General features: G+C 72.5%; 15 protein-coding genes. 4 read left to right on the forward strand and 11 right to left on the reverse strand.

Going from position 1 to position 14908, the window contains the following annotated elements:
- Positions 1-26: 26 nt before the first annotated feature.
- The 6 genes from ACH4ZX_RS05305 to ACH4ZX_RS05330 all read right to left on the reverse strand — a co-directional run bounded on the left by ACH4ZX_RS05305 (position 27) and on the right by ACH4ZX_RS05330 (position 6635).
- Positions 27-767 (reverse strand): ABC transporter permease, encoded by a 741-nt coding sequence (locus tag ACH4ZX_RS05305; protein ID WP_398267777.1) that lies wholly within the window; start codon positions 765-767, stop codon positions 27-29.
- On the reverse strand, positions 764-1696 hold the full coding sequence (locus ACH4ZX_RS05310; protein ID WP_398267780.1) for an ABC transporter ATP-binding protein: 933 nt from the start codon (positions 1694-1696) through the stop codon (positions 764-766). The genes ACH4ZX_RS05305 and ACH4ZX_RS05310 overlap by 4 nt, the downstream gene beginning before the upstream one ends.
- A 190-nt stretch (positions 1697-1886) precedes the next feature.
- Positions 1887-4292, reverse strand: coding sequence for a hypothetical protein (locus tag ACH4ZX_RS05315; protein ID WP_398267783.1), 2406 nt, complete (start codon positions 4290-4292; stop codon positions 1887-1889).
- A gap of 195 nt (positions 4293-4487) precedes the next feature.
- The gene (locus tag ACH4ZX_RS05320; RefSeq protein WP_398267786.1) at positions 4488-4901 is read right to left on the reverse strand and encodes a DUF6113 family protein; all 414 of its coding nucleotides are present in this window, start codon (positions 4899-4901) and stop codon (positions 4488-4490) included.
- A 1-nt stretch (position 4902) separates the two neighbouring features.
- The gene (mshB, locus tag ACH4ZX_RS05325) at positions 4903-5763 is read right to left on the reverse strand and encodes an N-acetyl-1-D-myo-inositol-2-amino-2-deoxy-alpha-D-glucopyranoside deacetylase (RefSeq protein WP_398268386.1); all 861 of its coding nucleotides are present in this window, start codon (positions 5761-5763) and stop codon (positions 4903-4905) included.
- Positions 5764-6227: 464 nt separating this feature from the next.
- The gene (locus ACH4ZX_RS05330; protein ID WP_398267789.1) at positions 6228-6635 is read right to left on the reverse strand and encodes an ATP-binding protein; all 408 of its coding nucleotides are present in this window, start codon (positions 6633-6635) and stop codon (positions 6228-6230) included.
- Positions 6636-6849: 214 nt separating this feature from the next.
- Here ACH4ZX_RS05330 and ACH4ZX_RS05335 point away from each other — a divergent pair, with 214 nt between their 5' ends.
- Genes ACH4ZX_RS05335 through ACH4ZX_RS05345 form a run of 3 tightly spaced genes read left to right on the forward strand, consistent with a single transcriptional unit; the run spans position 6850 to position 8157 of the window.
- A complete protein-coding gene (locus tag ACH4ZX_RS05335; RefSeq protein WP_398267791.1) occupies positions 6850-7734 on the forward strand; it encodes a helix-turn-helix domain-containing protein in 885 nt (294 codons plus the stop codon).
- A complete protein-coding gene (locus tag ACH4ZX_RS05340) occupies positions 7731-7940 on the forward strand; it encodes a DUF397 domain-containing protein (RefSeq protein ID WP_398267794.1) in 210 nt (69 codons plus the stop codon). Before ACH4ZX_RS05335 ends, ACH4ZX_RS05340 begins: the two co-directional genes overlap by 4 nt.
- Before the next feature lies 1 nt (position 7941).
- A complete protein-coding gene (locus ACH4ZX_RS05345) occupies positions 7942-8157 on the forward strand; it encodes a DUF397 domain-containing protein (protein WP_398267796.1) in 216 nt (71 codons plus the stop codon).
- A 52-nt stretch (positions 8158-8209) separates the two neighbouring features.
- Here the strand turns inward: ACH4ZX_RS05345 and ACH4ZX_RS05350 are convergent, their stop codons facing one another.
- Positions 8210-8404 (reverse strand): hypothetical protein, encoded by a 195-nt coding sequence (locus tag ACH4ZX_RS05350; RefSeq protein ID WP_324787496.1) that lies wholly within the window; start codon positions 8402-8404, stop codon positions 8210-8212.
- Positions 8405-8581: 177 nt separating this feature from the next.
- Here ACH4ZX_RS05350 and ACH4ZX_RS05355 point away from each other — a divergent pair, with 177 nt between their 5' ends.
- Positions 8582-10765: a prolyl oligopeptidase family serine peptidase gene (locus ACH4ZX_RS05355; RefSeq protein WP_398267799.1), complete on the forward strand. Its 2184-nt coding sequence runs from the start codon at positions 8582-8584 to the stop codon at positions 10763-10765.
- A gap of 100 nt (positions 10766-10865) precedes the next feature.
- On the opposite strand, the gene ACH4ZX_RS05360 is transcribed toward ACH4ZX_RS05355, so the two are convergent.
- The 4 genes from ACH4ZX_RS05360 to ACH4ZX_RS05375 are packed head-to-tail and all read right to left on the reverse strand — an operon-like array spanning position 10866 to position 14902.
- Complete coding sequence (locus ACH4ZX_RS05360; RefSeq protein ID WP_398267802.1) at positions 10866-12002, reverse strand: ABC transporter ATP-binding protein; 1137 nt, start codon at positions 12000-12002, stop codon at positions 10866-10868.
- Positions 11995-12972, reverse strand: coding sequence for an ABC transporter ATP-binding protein (locus ACH4ZX_RS05365; RefSeq protein ID WP_398267805.1), 978 nt, complete (start codon positions 12970-12972; stop codon positions 11995-11997). The genes ACH4ZX_RS05360 and ACH4ZX_RS05365 overlap by 8 nt, the downstream gene beginning before the upstream one ends.
- A 6-nt stretch (positions 12973-12978) precedes the next feature.
- Positions 12979-13986: an ABC transporter permease gene (locus tag ACH4ZX_RS05370; protein WP_398267808.1), complete on the reverse strand. Its 1008-nt coding sequence runs from the start codon at positions 13984-13986 to the stop codon at positions 12979-12981.
- Complete coding sequence (locus ACH4ZX_RS05375) at positions 13979-14902, reverse strand: ABC transporter permease (RefSeq protein ID WP_398267811.1); 924 nt, start codon at positions 14900-14902, stop codon at positions 13979-13981. The genes ACH4ZX_RS05370 and ACH4ZX_RS05375 overlap by 8 nt, the downstream gene beginning before the upstream one ends.
- Positions 14903-14908 lie beyond the last annotated feature (6 nt).

Consider the following 14908-nt stretch of genomic DNA (forward strand, 5'->3'; position numbering starts at 1 on the left):
CGCCGGTGGGCCGTCCGTCGTCGTGCTCACGCCTGCAACGTGTCCTTCCGGTAGAGCCAGGCCGCGCCGCCGGCGAACAGGACGAAGAAGACGGCGAGGAGGGCGACGTCCCGGGCGTGCGGGGCCCGGCTCTGCTCGATCGCCTGCCCGAGGGCAGCGTACGCGTGCGTGGGCAGCCACTTCGCGACGGCCTGGAGCCACTGCGGGAAGGTCGTCGAGGGCATCCACAGGCCGCCGAGCAGCGACAGGCCGAAGTAGACGATCATGGTGATCGGCCGGACGGTGTCGCCGCTCGCCAGGTAGCCGAGGGCGACGCCGAGCGCGGCGAAGACCAGGCTGCCGGCCCAGATGGAGCCGGTGAGGGCGAGCCACTGCCAGGCGTCCAGGCGGACGTCCTTCACGGCGGCCGCGACGACGAAGACGACCACGATCGACGGCAGGCTGACCACGGCCGCGCCGGCCGTCTTGGCGAGCACGTACCCGCGTCCGGGCAGGGCGGTCAGCCGCAGCTGCCGTACCCAGCCGCTCTCGCGTTCCTTGGCGATGCGTTCGCTGTTGCCCATCAGGACGGCGGTCAGGGCGCCGAAGGACGCCATGGAGACCATCATGTAGGCGGGCAGGGTCAGGCCGGTGCCGTCGATCTTCGTGGTGCTGTCGGCGTTGCCCGCGATGAGCAGGAACAGCAGCGAGGGGTACAGGACCGAGAAGAACAGGAACTTGCGGTTGCGCAGGGCGCGGGTGAGTTCCAGCTTGATCAGGCTGTTCACGGCTGCTTCGCCTCCTCGGCGGCGGTGATGGCGACGAACGCCTGCTCCAGGCCGAGGCCGGCGACCTCGAGGTTGCGGGGGTAGAGGCCGAGGCCGTACAGGGCGTGGACGGTGGCGTCGGCGTCGGCGGACTGGACGCGGACGGTCCGGCCGCTGATGTCGAGGGCGGTCAGGAACGGCAGGCCACGCAGCCGCGCCGCGTCGATCGGGCCGTCCAGGTCGAAGGAGACGCGCCGGGCGCCCGCCTTGGCCTTGATCTCGGCCGCGGTGCCGTCGGCGAGCAGCCGGCCGCGGTGCAGGACGAGGACGCGGTCGGCGACGGCGTCCGCCTCCTCCAGGTAGTGCGTGGCGAACAGCACGGTGCGGCCCTGGCCGGCCTGTTCGCGGATGGTGGCCCAGAAGGCCTGGCGGGCGGAGACGTCCATGCCGGTGGTGGGCTCGTCCAGCACGATCAGGTCGCTGTCGCCGGCGGTGGCGAGCGCGAAGCGGACGCGCTGCGCCTGGCCGCCGGAGAGCTTGTCGACCCTGCGGTCGGCGATCTGGGTGAGGCCGGCGCGGGCGAGCACGTCGTTCACCGGGTAGGGCCTGGGGTGCAGGTCACAGGCGAGGCGGACCAGTTCGGCGACGGTGACCTCGTCCATCAGGCCGCCGCTCTGCAGCATGGCGCCCACCCGCCCGGCGACGATGGCCTCGCGCGGCCCGGTGCCGAAGACGCGGACGGTGCCGCTGTCGGCGCTCCTGAGCCCGAGCAGCAGGTCCAGCGTGGTCGACTTGCCGGCCCCGTTCGGCCCGAGCAGCGCCACGGTCTCCCCCGGCCGCAGCGCCAGCGTCAGCCCGTCGACCGCCCGCACGCTGCCGTACCGCTTGCTCACCCGCTCGAACCCGACCACCGGGGCGGCGGCCGTCTCTGTCGTTGTCATGACAGCCATGGTGGCCGCGGGGTCCTCCGGCCCGGCAGTGTCGGGGGTCCGGTGTCGGGGATGACAGATGTCATACGACGAGAAGCGCCCGGCCGTCATGCGACGAGGCGCGCCCGACTGTCTTACGGCTGCTGTACGACCGTCGTACGACGAGGGGCGCCCGGCGGTGGCCGGGCGCCCCTCTTCCGGTCGTCGGCGGTCAGCTCGGGTCGGTGTCGATGACCGCGACCCGGTTGGTCTTGCTCAGCAGCGCCTGGCGCAGGGCGACGTAGACGTCCTGCGGGGTGACGGCCGTCTTCTGGCCGGTGCCCCGGGTGATCAGGACCTCGTCGAAGGTGTGGCCGTAGAGCTGCTTGAGCGCGTCCATGTCGGGGCTGTCGACGAGCTTGCCGTTGACGGCCTTCACGCGCAGGAACTTCCACAGGGAGTTCTGCGGGCTGAAGATGATGCTGTGCGCCGCGTCCGTCTGCACCGTGACGGGGGCCGACATCGCCGGCTGGGCGAACTCCTTCAGCTCGCGGTCGACCTCGGCGTTGGAGATCGTCGGCTGTTTGGTGGTGGTGGCCACGGCGGCCGGGGTGGTGGAGCCGGTTTCGACCTGGGCGCGGTAGGCGGTCACGATCGCGTCGGTCGACCTGGCGATGTCGATGCCCTTGCCCGGCTTGCCGTAGACGGCGACGGCCTTGCCGGAGACGAACTTGACCGTGCCCTCGGTCATCGAGCCGGAGCCGCCCGCCACGTCCTGGAGGGCGGCGTTCAGCTTCTCCTCGTCGACGGGCATGACGGGCTCGACGACCCGGTGGTTGCCGAAGAGGGAGCCGATGACCGAGACCGGGTTGTAGTCGCTCTTCGCGGCCGCGGCGACCGTGGCCTGCTCGTCGAACTGGAGCCCCGCCTGGTCGGGCTTGAGCGTGACGGTGTCGCCGCCGACCGACAGCTTCAGCGGCTGGTTCACGTTCTTGCCGAAGGCCGCGTCGAGCTTCTTCACGGCGTCGTCGCGGGTACCGCCGCCGATGTCCACGCCGAGCACGGTGGTGCCCTTGGGCACGTCGGTGTGGTTCATCAGCAGCCCGGCGCCGTAGGCCCCGCCGGCGATCAGGAACACGGCGACGCCGAGCAGCGCCGGCTTGTTGCGGCCCTTCTTCTTCGCGGGGGCGGCCGCCGGCACGTTCTGCGCGACCGGCTCGGGCAGCTTCGGGGGCGTGTGCGCCAGCGGCCCGTCGGTGGGGGCGCCCGGACCGAACGGGGAGCCGGCGCCCGGCGGCACGACCGGGATGCCGCTGGTGACGGTGTGCCCGGAGACGTTGTCGGGGGCCGGGTAGCCGCCCTGCGGGCCCGGCTCGGGGGCCGGCTTCTGCGGGGTGAGGATCGCGGTGTCGTCGCTCAGTCCGCCACCGGGCGCCGTGCCGGGGCCGGAGCCGAAGGGCTCGCCGCCGCGCATCGTGCCGGGAGCGCCGGGGCCGGCGGGGCCGGCGGGGCTGTTGGGCCCGCCCGGGACGCCGGGGCCGCCGTAACCGCCCTGACCGCCCGGACCGCCCGGACCGGTGGGCGGGGCCAGCGGGCCGTCGCCGGTGACCGGCCCCGTGGTCGGACCCGCGGGGCCGCCGTGCGCGCCGCCGGGGCCGCCGAAGCCGTTCGGCCCGTCGAAACCGCTCGCGCCGTCGAACCCGTTCGGCCCGCCGGGAGTGCCGGGGCCGGCGGGGCTGTTGGGCCCGCCCGGGGCGCCGGGGCCGCCGTAGCCGCCCTGACCGGCCCCACCGCCCTGGCCGTTGACGGCGCCCTGGCCGTTGACGGCGCCGCCGCGGTCGCCCTCCGAGAAGTACGGCAGGTCGTCGCGGCGTGCGTCGCCGCCGGCGCCCTGGCCGGGACGGGGGCCGGTGCCGCGCGCGCCCGCGGCCAGCGCCTCGGTGACGTCGAAGGAACCGGTGCCGCCGCCGTGTCCGGGGGCCACCGGCCCGCCGGTCGCGCCGGGGAGCCCGGCGCCGTTGGTCGTGCCGGGCCGGGCGCCGTTCGCGCCGCCGGGCCGGGAGCCGCCCGTCACGCTCATGGCGCCGACCACGCCGCCGGGACGCGCGCCGCCGGAGGCACCCGCGGCGGGCGTTCCGGAGCCCGCGGGCGCGCCCGCGCCTGCCGGCGTACCCGAACCGGCGGGGACACCGGCGCCGTTGGTGGCGCCGCCGCCCTGACCGCCCTTGGGCGGGCCCGACTTGCGCGGCGCGAACCAGTCGCTCGTCTTCTCCCCCGCGGGCCGGGCCGGCTCGGCCGGCGCCTCGACGGCGCCGCCCGCGGACATGCCCGCGGACGTGGCCGCACCCGGCGCCGGAGCCGGAGCCGCGGTCTCCGCGGTGTCGTCCTTCTTGCCGTCGGCGTCCGCGACGGGCGTACGCACGACGACCGGCGGAATGGGCCGCGACCCGGGGATGTTGATCCGGATCCGGGTCGTCAGCGTGGTCTCGGTCTTGCGGTCCTCCGGCTTGGCCGAACGGCCCGCGTCCGCAGAGCCGTCGGAAGCCGCCGGCGTCCCGTAGGGCGGGGTGCCCGACGGGTATGCGGCTCCACCGCGCCCGTTGGGGCCGGAGGACGGAGTGTCAGTTTCACGACTCAAGGCAGGTTCTCCCGGTTGGCTCCGCCGCCCGACACGACCTCACGTTGGGGGTCCCCCCGGGCGCGAGCTAAGTCGAGCGTCTGGGGGAGGCTCGGCGGCGCGCACCACCATACTGGCCACTTCTGGCCCGTATCCCACTACCGCCGGGGAAACCCACACGGCACTTGCCCGCCCGCGGGACGGCGAAGTGGTACGTCACTTCCCAAGTCGGGCGTCGCCGCCGTTCGGTTGCCGCCCCCACCCGACCGTGGCGCAGATCACAGCCACGGCCATGCCACCGAGCAGGAAGAGGTACGAGCCGCCTCCTGCGGCGAAGAGGAAGTCGCCCTCGGGGCGGCTGGTGGTGAGGAACACCACGGCGATCATCCAGCCGACGGCGGACGCGACCGCCCCGGCCCGGCCGCCGGAGGCCCGCGCCCCGCCGAGCACGAGACCGGCCTCGCCCGCGAGGGCGAGCAGCAGCCCGCCCGGGAACCAGCCGGCCTGCACCAGCGCCCCGGCCGCACCGACCACGGCGCCGCACACGAACAGGCCGAGGTACAGGGCCGCCCGGCCCGCGGACGGCGGTCGCAGGGGCTGGGCGAGCATCGGAGTCCGGTCGCCGCTCATGTCAGGAACCCTCCCCGATCCCGGCGAACAGGTCGCTTCCCCCCGGCTCCGCGCCTTCCCCCCGCACCAGTTCGTAGTACTCGGTGGTGAACAGCGGTTGCGCGAGTTCGTTGGAGAGCGCGAAGTACGGCTCCGCGACCTCGATCTGCGTGGCGTGCGCGCGCATCGCGGCGGCCTTGGCCGCGGCGGCGTGGGCGGTGCCGTCGACCCGCGTGGTGATCCGCGCGTCGTCGACCACGCCCGGCACGTCCTGCACGGCCGCGCTCTTGGCGAAGGGCAGCCCGGGCAGGTCCGTGGCGAGCCGGGCGAAGGCGTCCTCGACGACGGCGCGCGGGACCCGGTTGACGTAGACGCGGGGGATGTCCCAGCCCTCCGCGGCGGCCAGTTCGACGGCGCGCAGGGCGACGCGGTGTGCCTGGATGTGGTCGGGGTGGCCGTAGCCGCCGTTGTCGTCGTAGGTGACCAGGACCTGGGGGCGTACCTCCAGGATCACCTCGACCAGGTGCCGGGCCGCCTCGTCGACGTCGGCCTGCCAGAAGCAGCCGGGGTCGTCGTTGTCGGGCAGGCCCATCATCCCGGAGTCCCGGTAGCGGCCCGCGCCACCGAGCAGCCGGAAGTCCGCGACGCCGAGTTCGCCCATGGCCGCGGTCAGCTCGCCGAGGCGGTACTCGCCGAGGGCCGCGCCGGTCAGGTGCCGCAGCTCGGGCGGGATGACCTCGCCCAGTTCGCCGAGGGTGCAGGTGACCAGGGTCACGTGGGCGCCCTCGGCCGCGTACCTGGCCATGGTCGCGCCGTTGTTGATCGACTCGTCGTCGGGGTGCGCGTGCACCAGAAGCAGACGCCGAGCAGGCAGTTCGGTCATGCAGCCCACCCTACGAGTCCCCTCCGACAAAGCGGCACGGGGCGGCCTGCCCGGCCCTCTGCGACTCCCCGCCGACGAGCTTGTCGTGGCTTCGTCCAGGACGGCGCCCAGCTCACGCAGGGCTTCCCGGGCGACGGCGGAGTCCCGGTGCTCCAGGCCGGCCTTCGCGCGGGCGTGGCGGGCGGACAGGTCGGGGCGACGGGCGATCTCGATGTCCCTGGCCCAGATCAGCACCCAGCTCCGCACCGGGCTGAGCGACTGCCACTCCACCGCCTTGGCGAAGGCTTCGTCCTTCGTGGCCTGCATCTCCTCCAGCCGGGCCGGGTCGACCACGGCGAGGGCCGCGCGCAGGGCGTCGGGGGTCGGCTGGGGACGCGGGATCAGCTCGTGCCCGTGGTCGGCCCTGGTGTTCATGGTCTCCTCTCCGACGGTCTCCGGAAGAATCCCCCAGAGTCTCTCGCCTCTCAGCCGCCGACGGCGCCGGGGCGTGTGGGGGCGGGTTCAGGTGGCGTCAGGCCGATCTCGGCCCAGACGGTCTTGCGTGGGAAGCGCCCTTCGGTGACTCCCCAGCGGTCGGCGAGCGCGTCCACTAGGAGCAGTCCCCGGCCGCTCTCGGCGCCGGCTCCGGGCTCCCGCAGCACGGGGCAGTGGTCACCTCGCGTGTCGGTGACCTCGATGCGCAGGGTGCCGCCGGCCACGTGGAGCGTCAGGCGGAAGCTGCGCCCGGGGACGCGGCCGTGGGTGGCGGCGTTGTTCGCCAGTTCCGCGACGACGTGGCCGGCCGTCTCGTCCGGGAGTCCCCAGCTCCGGAGCGCGTCCACCGCGAGCAGACGGGCGAGGCGGGCGCCGCGCGGGGTGGACGACAGCAGCATGCTGAAGTTGCGGACCGAGCCGCCGGGTTGGGTCCTGGTCTGGGCAGTTTCTGATTCACGTCACTCAGCGTGGCCGACCGCAAGTACCGTGATGAGTAATCAGACTGTTGCGTAGGGTGACCATCCAGCGCTTGTCCGGTGCTGTCCGGACTGTCGTCACGGTTTCCCGCGCGCGCGAAGTGACGGTACGGAACAGCGCTACGGAGGGGCACGCATGTCGGTGAACGGTGAGGTCGTGCGGGTCGGGAGCGAGACGGAGCAGACCGACGAGCCGGGCTGGGAGGTGGACCCCGACGACGACTGGGCGCTCGCCGTAGTGGCCACCGTGGGGCTTCAGTTGAGGCTCCGTCGGGAGGCGGCCGGTATGCGCGTCGGCGAGTTCGCCGTCGCGGTCGGCTACGGCGAGGACCTCGTCTACAAGATCGAAAGCGGCAAGCGGATCCCCCGGCCCGAGTACCTGGACACCGCGGACGAGGTGTTGGCGGCCGGTGGCCTCGTCGCGGCGATGAAGGAGGATGTGAAGAAGGTCCGGTACCCGAAGAAGGTGCGGGACCTCGCGCAGATGGAGGCGCGAGCGGTCGAGCTTCAGCTCTACGACCCTTTGAACGTCCACGGCCTCCTGCAAACGCCGGAACACGCACAAGCCCTGTTCCGGATGCGGCGGCCACGATACGCCGAGGAGGAGGTCGAGCGGGGTGTGGCGGCTCGCATGGCCCGCAAATCGGTGTTCGAGCGCGACTCGGCGCCCGAACTCAGCTTCATCCAGGACGAGTGGACACTCCGACGACGCCTCGGGGGGTCCACAGTGGTGCGTCGGCAACTCGAACACCTTCTCGAGCTGGGGCAGTTGCCGAACGTCGAGATCCAGGTGATGCCCATGGACCGCGAGGAGCACGCCGGAGTGGACGGGGGGATCGAGGTGCTGAAATTCGAGGACGGAACGGCGGTGGGCCGGTCACCGGGAGTCTCCAACGGCCGACCGGTCACCGATCCGAGGCAGCTCCGTATCCTTGAACTGCGGTATGGCATCACCCGGGCGCAGGCTCTCACGCCGCGTGAGTCGGCGACCATCATCGAGCAACTGCTGGGGGAGACATGATCCGCAAGACCTCGTCCAGGAACGCCTCGGACCTCGCGTGGTTCAAGAGCAGCCACAGCAGTGGCGCGGAAACCGACTCCTGCGTGGAGGTCGCCACCGAACCTCGCACCGTCCACGTCCGCGACTCAAAGAACGTCGAGGGTCCCCAACTGGCCTTCGCTCCCGCCGCCTGGGCCGACTTCGTGTCCTACGCGGCCGAGGGCTGACATGCGCCGCGAGACCTCGTCCGGCCACGCCTCCGACCTGACGTGGTTCAAGAGCAGCCACAGCAGCAGCAGCAGCAGTGAGGGCGACTCCTGCGTCGAGGTCGCCACCGAACTCCGCACCGTCCACGTCCGGGACTCCGAGCACGCCGACGGGCCCCGGCTGGTCTTCACGCCCGCCGCGTGGGCCGGCTTCGTGCCGTACGCGGTCGGGGGCTGATCCAGGGGGCAGGCCGTGCCTGCCGGGCCCCGCGGGGCCCGGTGGGCCGCGGTCAGAACTTGATGCTGCCGATCATGCCCGCGATGTTCGTCGTCAGATCGCTGATCGTGGGCGCGATGGTCGACGACGCGAGGTAGAACCCGAGCAACATGCAGACGACCGCGTGTCCGGCTTTCAGCCCTGACTTCTTGATCAGCAGGAAGACGATGATCGCCAGCAGCACCACCGCCGAAATCGAGAGTGCCACGGCGGCTCACCTCCAAAGATCCCAAGTGCACGGGGGGGTCGGACCAAGGGGCAGAAAAATCCATACAGTAGCCAGCGGGTTCATACCCACTGTGCGCCAGTGATCATAACTATCCAGACGCGCGCATCGGTCAGCGCACGGCCGCACAAGGGGGCGCATGGCCAATATGGTCATGGCATGACGATGAGGTCCGATTCCTTCCCCCGCCGGCACGCCCGCACCCAGCGCTTCACCCTCGGCGCGCCGCGTTCGTTCACGGTCTCGCCTGATGGCAGCCGTGTCGTGTTCCTGCGCTCCAGTTCCGGTACGGACCGGACGAACGCCCTGTGGGTTCTCGACGTGGAAAACGGCCGAGAACGTGTGGCAGCCGACCCGGGCGCGCTGCTGGGCGGGGCCGCGGAGAACCTCCCGCCCGAGGAGCGCGCGCGGCGCGAGCGCAGCCGCGAGGGTGGCGCCGGCATCGTCGGCTACGCCACCGACACGGCCGTGGAGTTGGCCTCTTTTGCCTTGTCAGGACGGCTTTTCACGGCCGAACTGCGGGCCGGCACGGCACGTGAACTCACCGTCCCCGGGCCGGTGGTGGACCCCCGCCCGTCCCCCGACGGCCGGCACGTGGCGTACGTCACGCAGGGCGCCCTGCGGGTGGTGAGCGCCGAGGACGAGGGCGAACGGGCGCTGGCCGAGCCGGAGTCGGCCAACGTCACCTACGGGCTCGCGGAGTTCATCGCGGCCGAGGAGATGGACCGCTCGCGGGGTTTCTGGTGGTCGCCGGACTCGGACCGGCTGCTGGTCGCGCGGGTGGACGACACGCCGGTGCAGCGCTGGTGGATCTCCGACCCCGCCCGCCCGGAACGTGACCCACTGCACGTCCCGTACCCGGCGGCGGGTACCGACAACGTGGACGTGCGGCTGTTCGTGATCGGCCTGGACGGGGTGCGCACGGAGGTGTCCTGGGACCGTCGCCGCTACCCGTATCTGGCCCGTGTGCACTGGTCAGACGCGGGTGCGCCGCTGCTCCTCGTACAGGCGCGCGACCAGCGGAGTCAGCTGTTCCTGGCGGTGGATCCGGAGTCGGGCACGACCCGACTGGTGCACGCGGATGAAGATCCGATTTGGCTGGATCTTTTCCCTGGAATGCCGTGCTGGAGCCCCTCCGGACAGCTCGTGCGCATCGCCGACGAGGGCGGCGCGCGGGTCCTGGCGGTCGGCGAACGCCCTCTGACCGGACCCCAGTTGCACATCCGCGCCGTGCTGGACGTCACCGCCGACGACGTGCTGGTCTCGGCGTCGGCGGGCGAGGCGGCCCTGTCCGGCGACGGGTCCCCCGAGATCGGCGAGGTACACGTCTACCGCGTCAACGAACTTGGCCTGGAACGTGTGTCCCGGGAACCCGGCGTGCACTCGGCGGTGCGCTCCGGGGGCGTGACCGTGCTGGTGTCCGCCGTGCCGGGCCGGCCGGGGCCGGTGGTGCAGGTGTTGCGGGACGGGAAGCAGGTGGCGGTGATCCCGTCGTACGCCGAAGATCCCGGTTTGTCCCCGCGCGTGACACTCGCACTGGGGGGCGCACGGAAAATCCCGTGCGCCGTGCTTATGCCAACGGACTACCACGGTGACACTCCCCTCCCGGTCCTCCTCGACCCCTACGGCGGTCCGCACGCCGCGCGGGTGCTGGCCGCGCACAACGCGCACCTCACCTCGCAGTGGTTCGCCGACCAGGGTTTCGCGGTCGTGGTCGCCGACGGACGGGGCACTCCGGGCCGCTCCCCCGCCTGGGAGAAGGCGGTGCGGGACGACCTCGCCGAGGTCGTCCTCCAGGACCAGGTCGACGCGCTCCAGGCGCTCGCCGCCGACTTCCCGCTCGACCTCGGCCGGGTCGCCATCCGCGGCTGGTCCTTCGGCGGCTACCTCGCGGCGCTCGCGGTGCTGCGCCGCCCGGATGTCTTCCACGCGGCCGTGGTGGGCGCCCCGGTCACCGACCTGCGCCTGTACGACACCCACTACATGGAGCGCTACCTCGGCCACCCCGGCGAGCAGCCCGAGGTCTACCGGCGCAACTCGCTGTTCGACGACGCCGGCCTGGTGGACGCCGCCGAGCCGCACCGGCCGATGATGATCATCCATGGCCTGGCCGACGACAACGTGGTGGTCGCCCACTCCCTGCGCCTGTCCTCCGCGCTGCTGGCGGCCGGCCGCCCGCACGAGGTGCTGCCGCTGTCCGGCGTCACGCACATGACCCCGCAGGAGAAGGTCGCGGAAAACCTGCTCTGGTTCCAGCTCGACTTCCTGCGGCGTTCACTCGGACTGGAAGCGGGACTGGAAGCGGGACTGGAAAACAGCACAAACGTGCACGAATCTCGTTAACACGCAGGCAACTTCACCGAAGCCGTACCGATATACGGACGCGCGACGCTGAACAGCGTACGGCCGTGCGGGTGCCGTGAACGGGCCGGGATGCGCCATGTCATCCCGGCCCGTTGCCGTGCTCCCCGGCCGGCCCCGCTTGCCCCGCCTGCGCCGCCTGCCCCGCCGGTCCAGCCCGCCCCGCCTGCGCCGCCGGTCCCGCCTGCCCCGGAGCGGGGCGCACGACGGGCACCGCCTCCGCGAAGTGGCAGGCCGAGGCGTGCGCCGCCGGGCCGCCCGACAGGTGGTACGCGGCCGGGACCACCGGCAGCGGCACCTCCCGGGCGCAGCGCTCCTCCGCCTTCCAGCAGCGGGTGCGGAACCGGCAGCCGGAGGGGACGTTCACCGGGGACGGGACGTCCCCGGTGAGGATGATCCGTTCCCGGCGCTCGCGGGTGTCCGGGTCGGGCACGGGGACCGCGGACAGCAGGGCCTGGGTGTAGGGGTGCGTGGGGTGCTCGTAGATCTCCCGGTGGGTGCCGATCTCCATGATCCGCCCGAGGTACATCACCCCGACCCGGTCCGAGATGTGCCGCACCACCGACAGGTCGTGCGCGATGAAGAGGTACGACAGCCCGAACTCGCGCTGCAGGCGGTCGAGCAGGTTGATCACCTGGGCCTGCACGGACACGTCGAGCGCGGAGACCGGCTCGTCGGCGACGATGACCTCCGGGCGCAGCGCCAGCCCCCGCGCGATGCCGATGCGCTGGCGCTGGCCGCCGGAGAACTGGTGCGGGTAGCGGTTGGCGTACTCGGGGTCGAGTCCGACGACGTCGAGGAGTTCCCGCACCCTCTTGCGCCGGTCGCCCTTCGGGGCCGCCTCGGGGTGGATCTCGTACGGCTCCCCGATGATGTCGCCGACGGTCATGCGGGGGTTGAGGGAGGTGTAGGGGTCCTGGAACACCATCTGGATGTTGCGCCGTACCGCCTTCAGCGCCCTGCCGGACAGCCGGGTGACGTCCTCCCCCTTGTACCGGATCGAACCGGCCGTCGGCCGCTCCAGGCTGACCAGCATCCGGGCGAGGGTCGACTTGCCGCAGCCGGACTCGCCGACGATGCCGAGGGTCTCGCCCCGCCCGAGCGCGAAGTCCACGCCGTCCACGGCCCGGACCGCGCCGACCTGCTTCCGGAAGACGACGCCCCGGGTGAGCGGGTAGTGCTTGACGAGGCCGCTGACCTCCAGAACCGGCTCAGCCATCCAGGCACTCCCGCCAGAAGTGGCAGGCGCTGCGCCTGCCCTCGGACACCTCGTACAGCGCGGGCGCGTCGGTGCGGCACACGTCGCGGGCCATCGGGCAGCGGGGGCTGAAGGGGCAGCCCGGCGGGACGTCCACCGGGTTCGGCGGCAGGCCCCTGATGGCGTACAGCTCACCGCCCTTGCGGTCCAGGCGCGGGACCGACTCCAGCAGGCCCTTGGTGTACGGGTGCGCGGGCGCCCGGTAGACGTCGTGCACCGGCGCCCGCTCCACGATGCGGCCCGCGTACATCACGGCGATCCGGTCGGCGACGTCCGCGACCACGCCGAGGTCGTGGGTGATCAGGACGAGCCCCATGCGGTACTCGCGCCGCAGCTCGGCCAGCAGGTCCATGACCTGGGCCTGCACGGTGACGTCGAGGGCGGTGGTGGGCTCGTCGGCGATGACCAGCGCCGGCTCCAGCGCGATCGCCATCGCGATCATGATGCGCTGGCGCATTCCGCCGGAGAACTGGTGCGGGTACTGCCCGGCCCGCTCCCGCGCGGCCGGGATGCGCACCCGGTCCATCAGCTCCACGGCCCTGGCCCGCGCGTCCTTCCGGGACATGCCCCGGTGCACGGTGAACATCTCGCCGAGCTGGTCGCCCACGGTGAGCACGGGGTTGAGGGCGGACAGCGCGTCCTGGAAGATCATCGCCATCTCCGCGCCGCGGATCCTGCGGCGCTCCTCCTCCTCCTTCAGCTCCAGCAGGTTCCTGCCCCGGAAGAGGACCTCGCCGCCGGTGATCCGGGCCGGTGGCGTGTCGAGGATGCCCATCACGGCCTGCGCGGTCACCGACTTGCCGGAGCCGGACTCGCCCAGCACGGCGAGCGTCTCGCCCGCGTCCACGGCGTAGTCGACGCCGTCGACGGCCTTGGCGACGCCGTCCCGGGTGCGGAACTCCACCCGCAGATCGCGCACTTCGAGCAGCACGCCCGCTCACCTCAGCTTCGGGTCCAGGGCGTCGCGGACCGCGTCGCCGAGCATGATGAAGGCCAGGACGGTGACCGCGAGCGCCCCGGAGGGCCACAGCAGCGCGTGCGGGGCGTTGCGGATGTAGGGGGAGGCGGCGGAGATGTCGATGCCCCAGGACACGCTGGGCGGCTTCAGCCCGACGCCGAGGTACGACAGGGTCGCCTCCAGCGCGATGTACGTGCCGAGCGCGATGGTCGCCACGACGATCACCGGCGCGACCGCGTTGGGCGCGATGTGCCGCAGCAGCAGCCGGGAGTGGGAGGCGCCCAGGGCCCGCGCGGCCTGCACGTAGTCGTGCTGCTTGGCGGTGATGACCGAGCCGCGGGCGATGCGGGAGATCTGCGGCCAGCCGAGCAGCACCATGAACCCGATGACCGGCCAGACGGTGTTGCCGGTCACCACGGACAGCAGCACCAGACCGCCGAGGACGACCGGGATCGCGAAGAACACGTCGGTGACCCGGGAGAGGACCGCGTCCCACGCCCCGCCGAAGTACCCGGCGAGCCCGCCCAGCACCGACCCGAGGACCGCGACCCCGAGGGTGGCGCAGACGCCGACCGTGACGGAGGTGCGGGCGCCGTGGACGGTGCGCGTGTAGACGTCGCAGCCCTGGCCGTCGTAGCCGAAGGGGTGGCCGGGGGCCGGGCCGTCCTGGGCCTTGGCGAGGTCGCACCTGAGGGGGTTTCCGGGGGCGATCAGCGACGGCCACAGGGAGATGACCACCAGGAACACGATCACCAGCCCGGAGACGATGAAGACCGGGTTGCGGCGCAGGTCGCGCCAGGCGTCGGACCGCAGGCTGCGCGGTCTGCCCGCGGGGCCGGTGCGGCCCGGCCCGCCCGTGCCACCGGTCACGTCCGTCCCGCCCGGCGTCCGCTCCAGCGTGGTCGCCTCGCTGGCCGCGAGGTCCATCGCGCCGCCCATGCCGGTGCCGGCGACGGCGCCTGCGGGTTCGCGGGGCTGCTCAGGCATAGCGGATCCTCGGGTCGAGTACGGCGTACAGCAGGTCGACGAGCAGGTTGGCGACCAGGAAGACGAGGACGAGGACAGTCACGAAGCCGACGACCGTCTGGGTGTTCTGGCGCAGGACGCCCTGGTAGAGCTGGTAGCCGACGCCGTGGATGTTGAAGATCCGCTCGGTGACGATCGCGCCGCCCATCAGCGCCCCGATGTCGGTGCCGATGAAGGTGACCACGGGGATCAGGGAGTTGCGCAGCAGGTGCCGGACGATCACCCGGCGCCGGGGCAGCCCCTTGGCCACGGCCGTGCGGACGTGGTCGGAGCGCCGGTTCTCCGCGATGGAGGTGCGGGTCAGCCGGGTCACGTAGGCGAGGGAGACGGAGGCGAGGACGAGGCCCGGCACGATCAGCTCGTCGAAGGGCGCGGCGGTGGACACCGACGGTTTGATCCAGCCCCACTCGACGCCGAGCAGCAGTTGCAGCAGCAGCCCGGTGACGAAGGTGGGGACGGACACCACGACGAGGGTGCCCAGCAGGACCGTGGTGTCGACGGGCCGCCCGCGCCGCAGGCCGGTGACTACCCCGAGCGTGATGCCGATGACGATCTCGAAGCAGACCGCCACGATCGTCAGCCGTACGGTGACCGGGAACGCCGTGGACATCAGCTCGGTGACCTGCTGGCCGTTGAAGGCGGTGCCGAAGTCGCCGGTGAGGACGTTGCCCATGTAGGTCAGGTACTGCCGGGCGAGCGACTGGTCGAGCCCGTACTCCCGCTCGAGCTGGGCCGCCGTGGCCGCGTCGCACTGCCGCTCGCCGCACAGGCCCGCGACGGGGTCGCCCATCACGTTCACCATCAGGAAGATCAGCAGCGTGGCTCCGACGAACACCGGGACCATCTGCAGCAGGCGCCGGAGCACGTACCGTCCCATGGACGC

The sequence above is a fragment of the Streptomyces sp. NPDC020490 genome (genome assembly GCF_044335305.1).
In the GTDB taxonomy this organism is placed as follows: domain Bacteria; phylum Actinomycetota; class Actinomycetes; order Streptomycetales; family Streptomycetaceae; genus Streptomyces.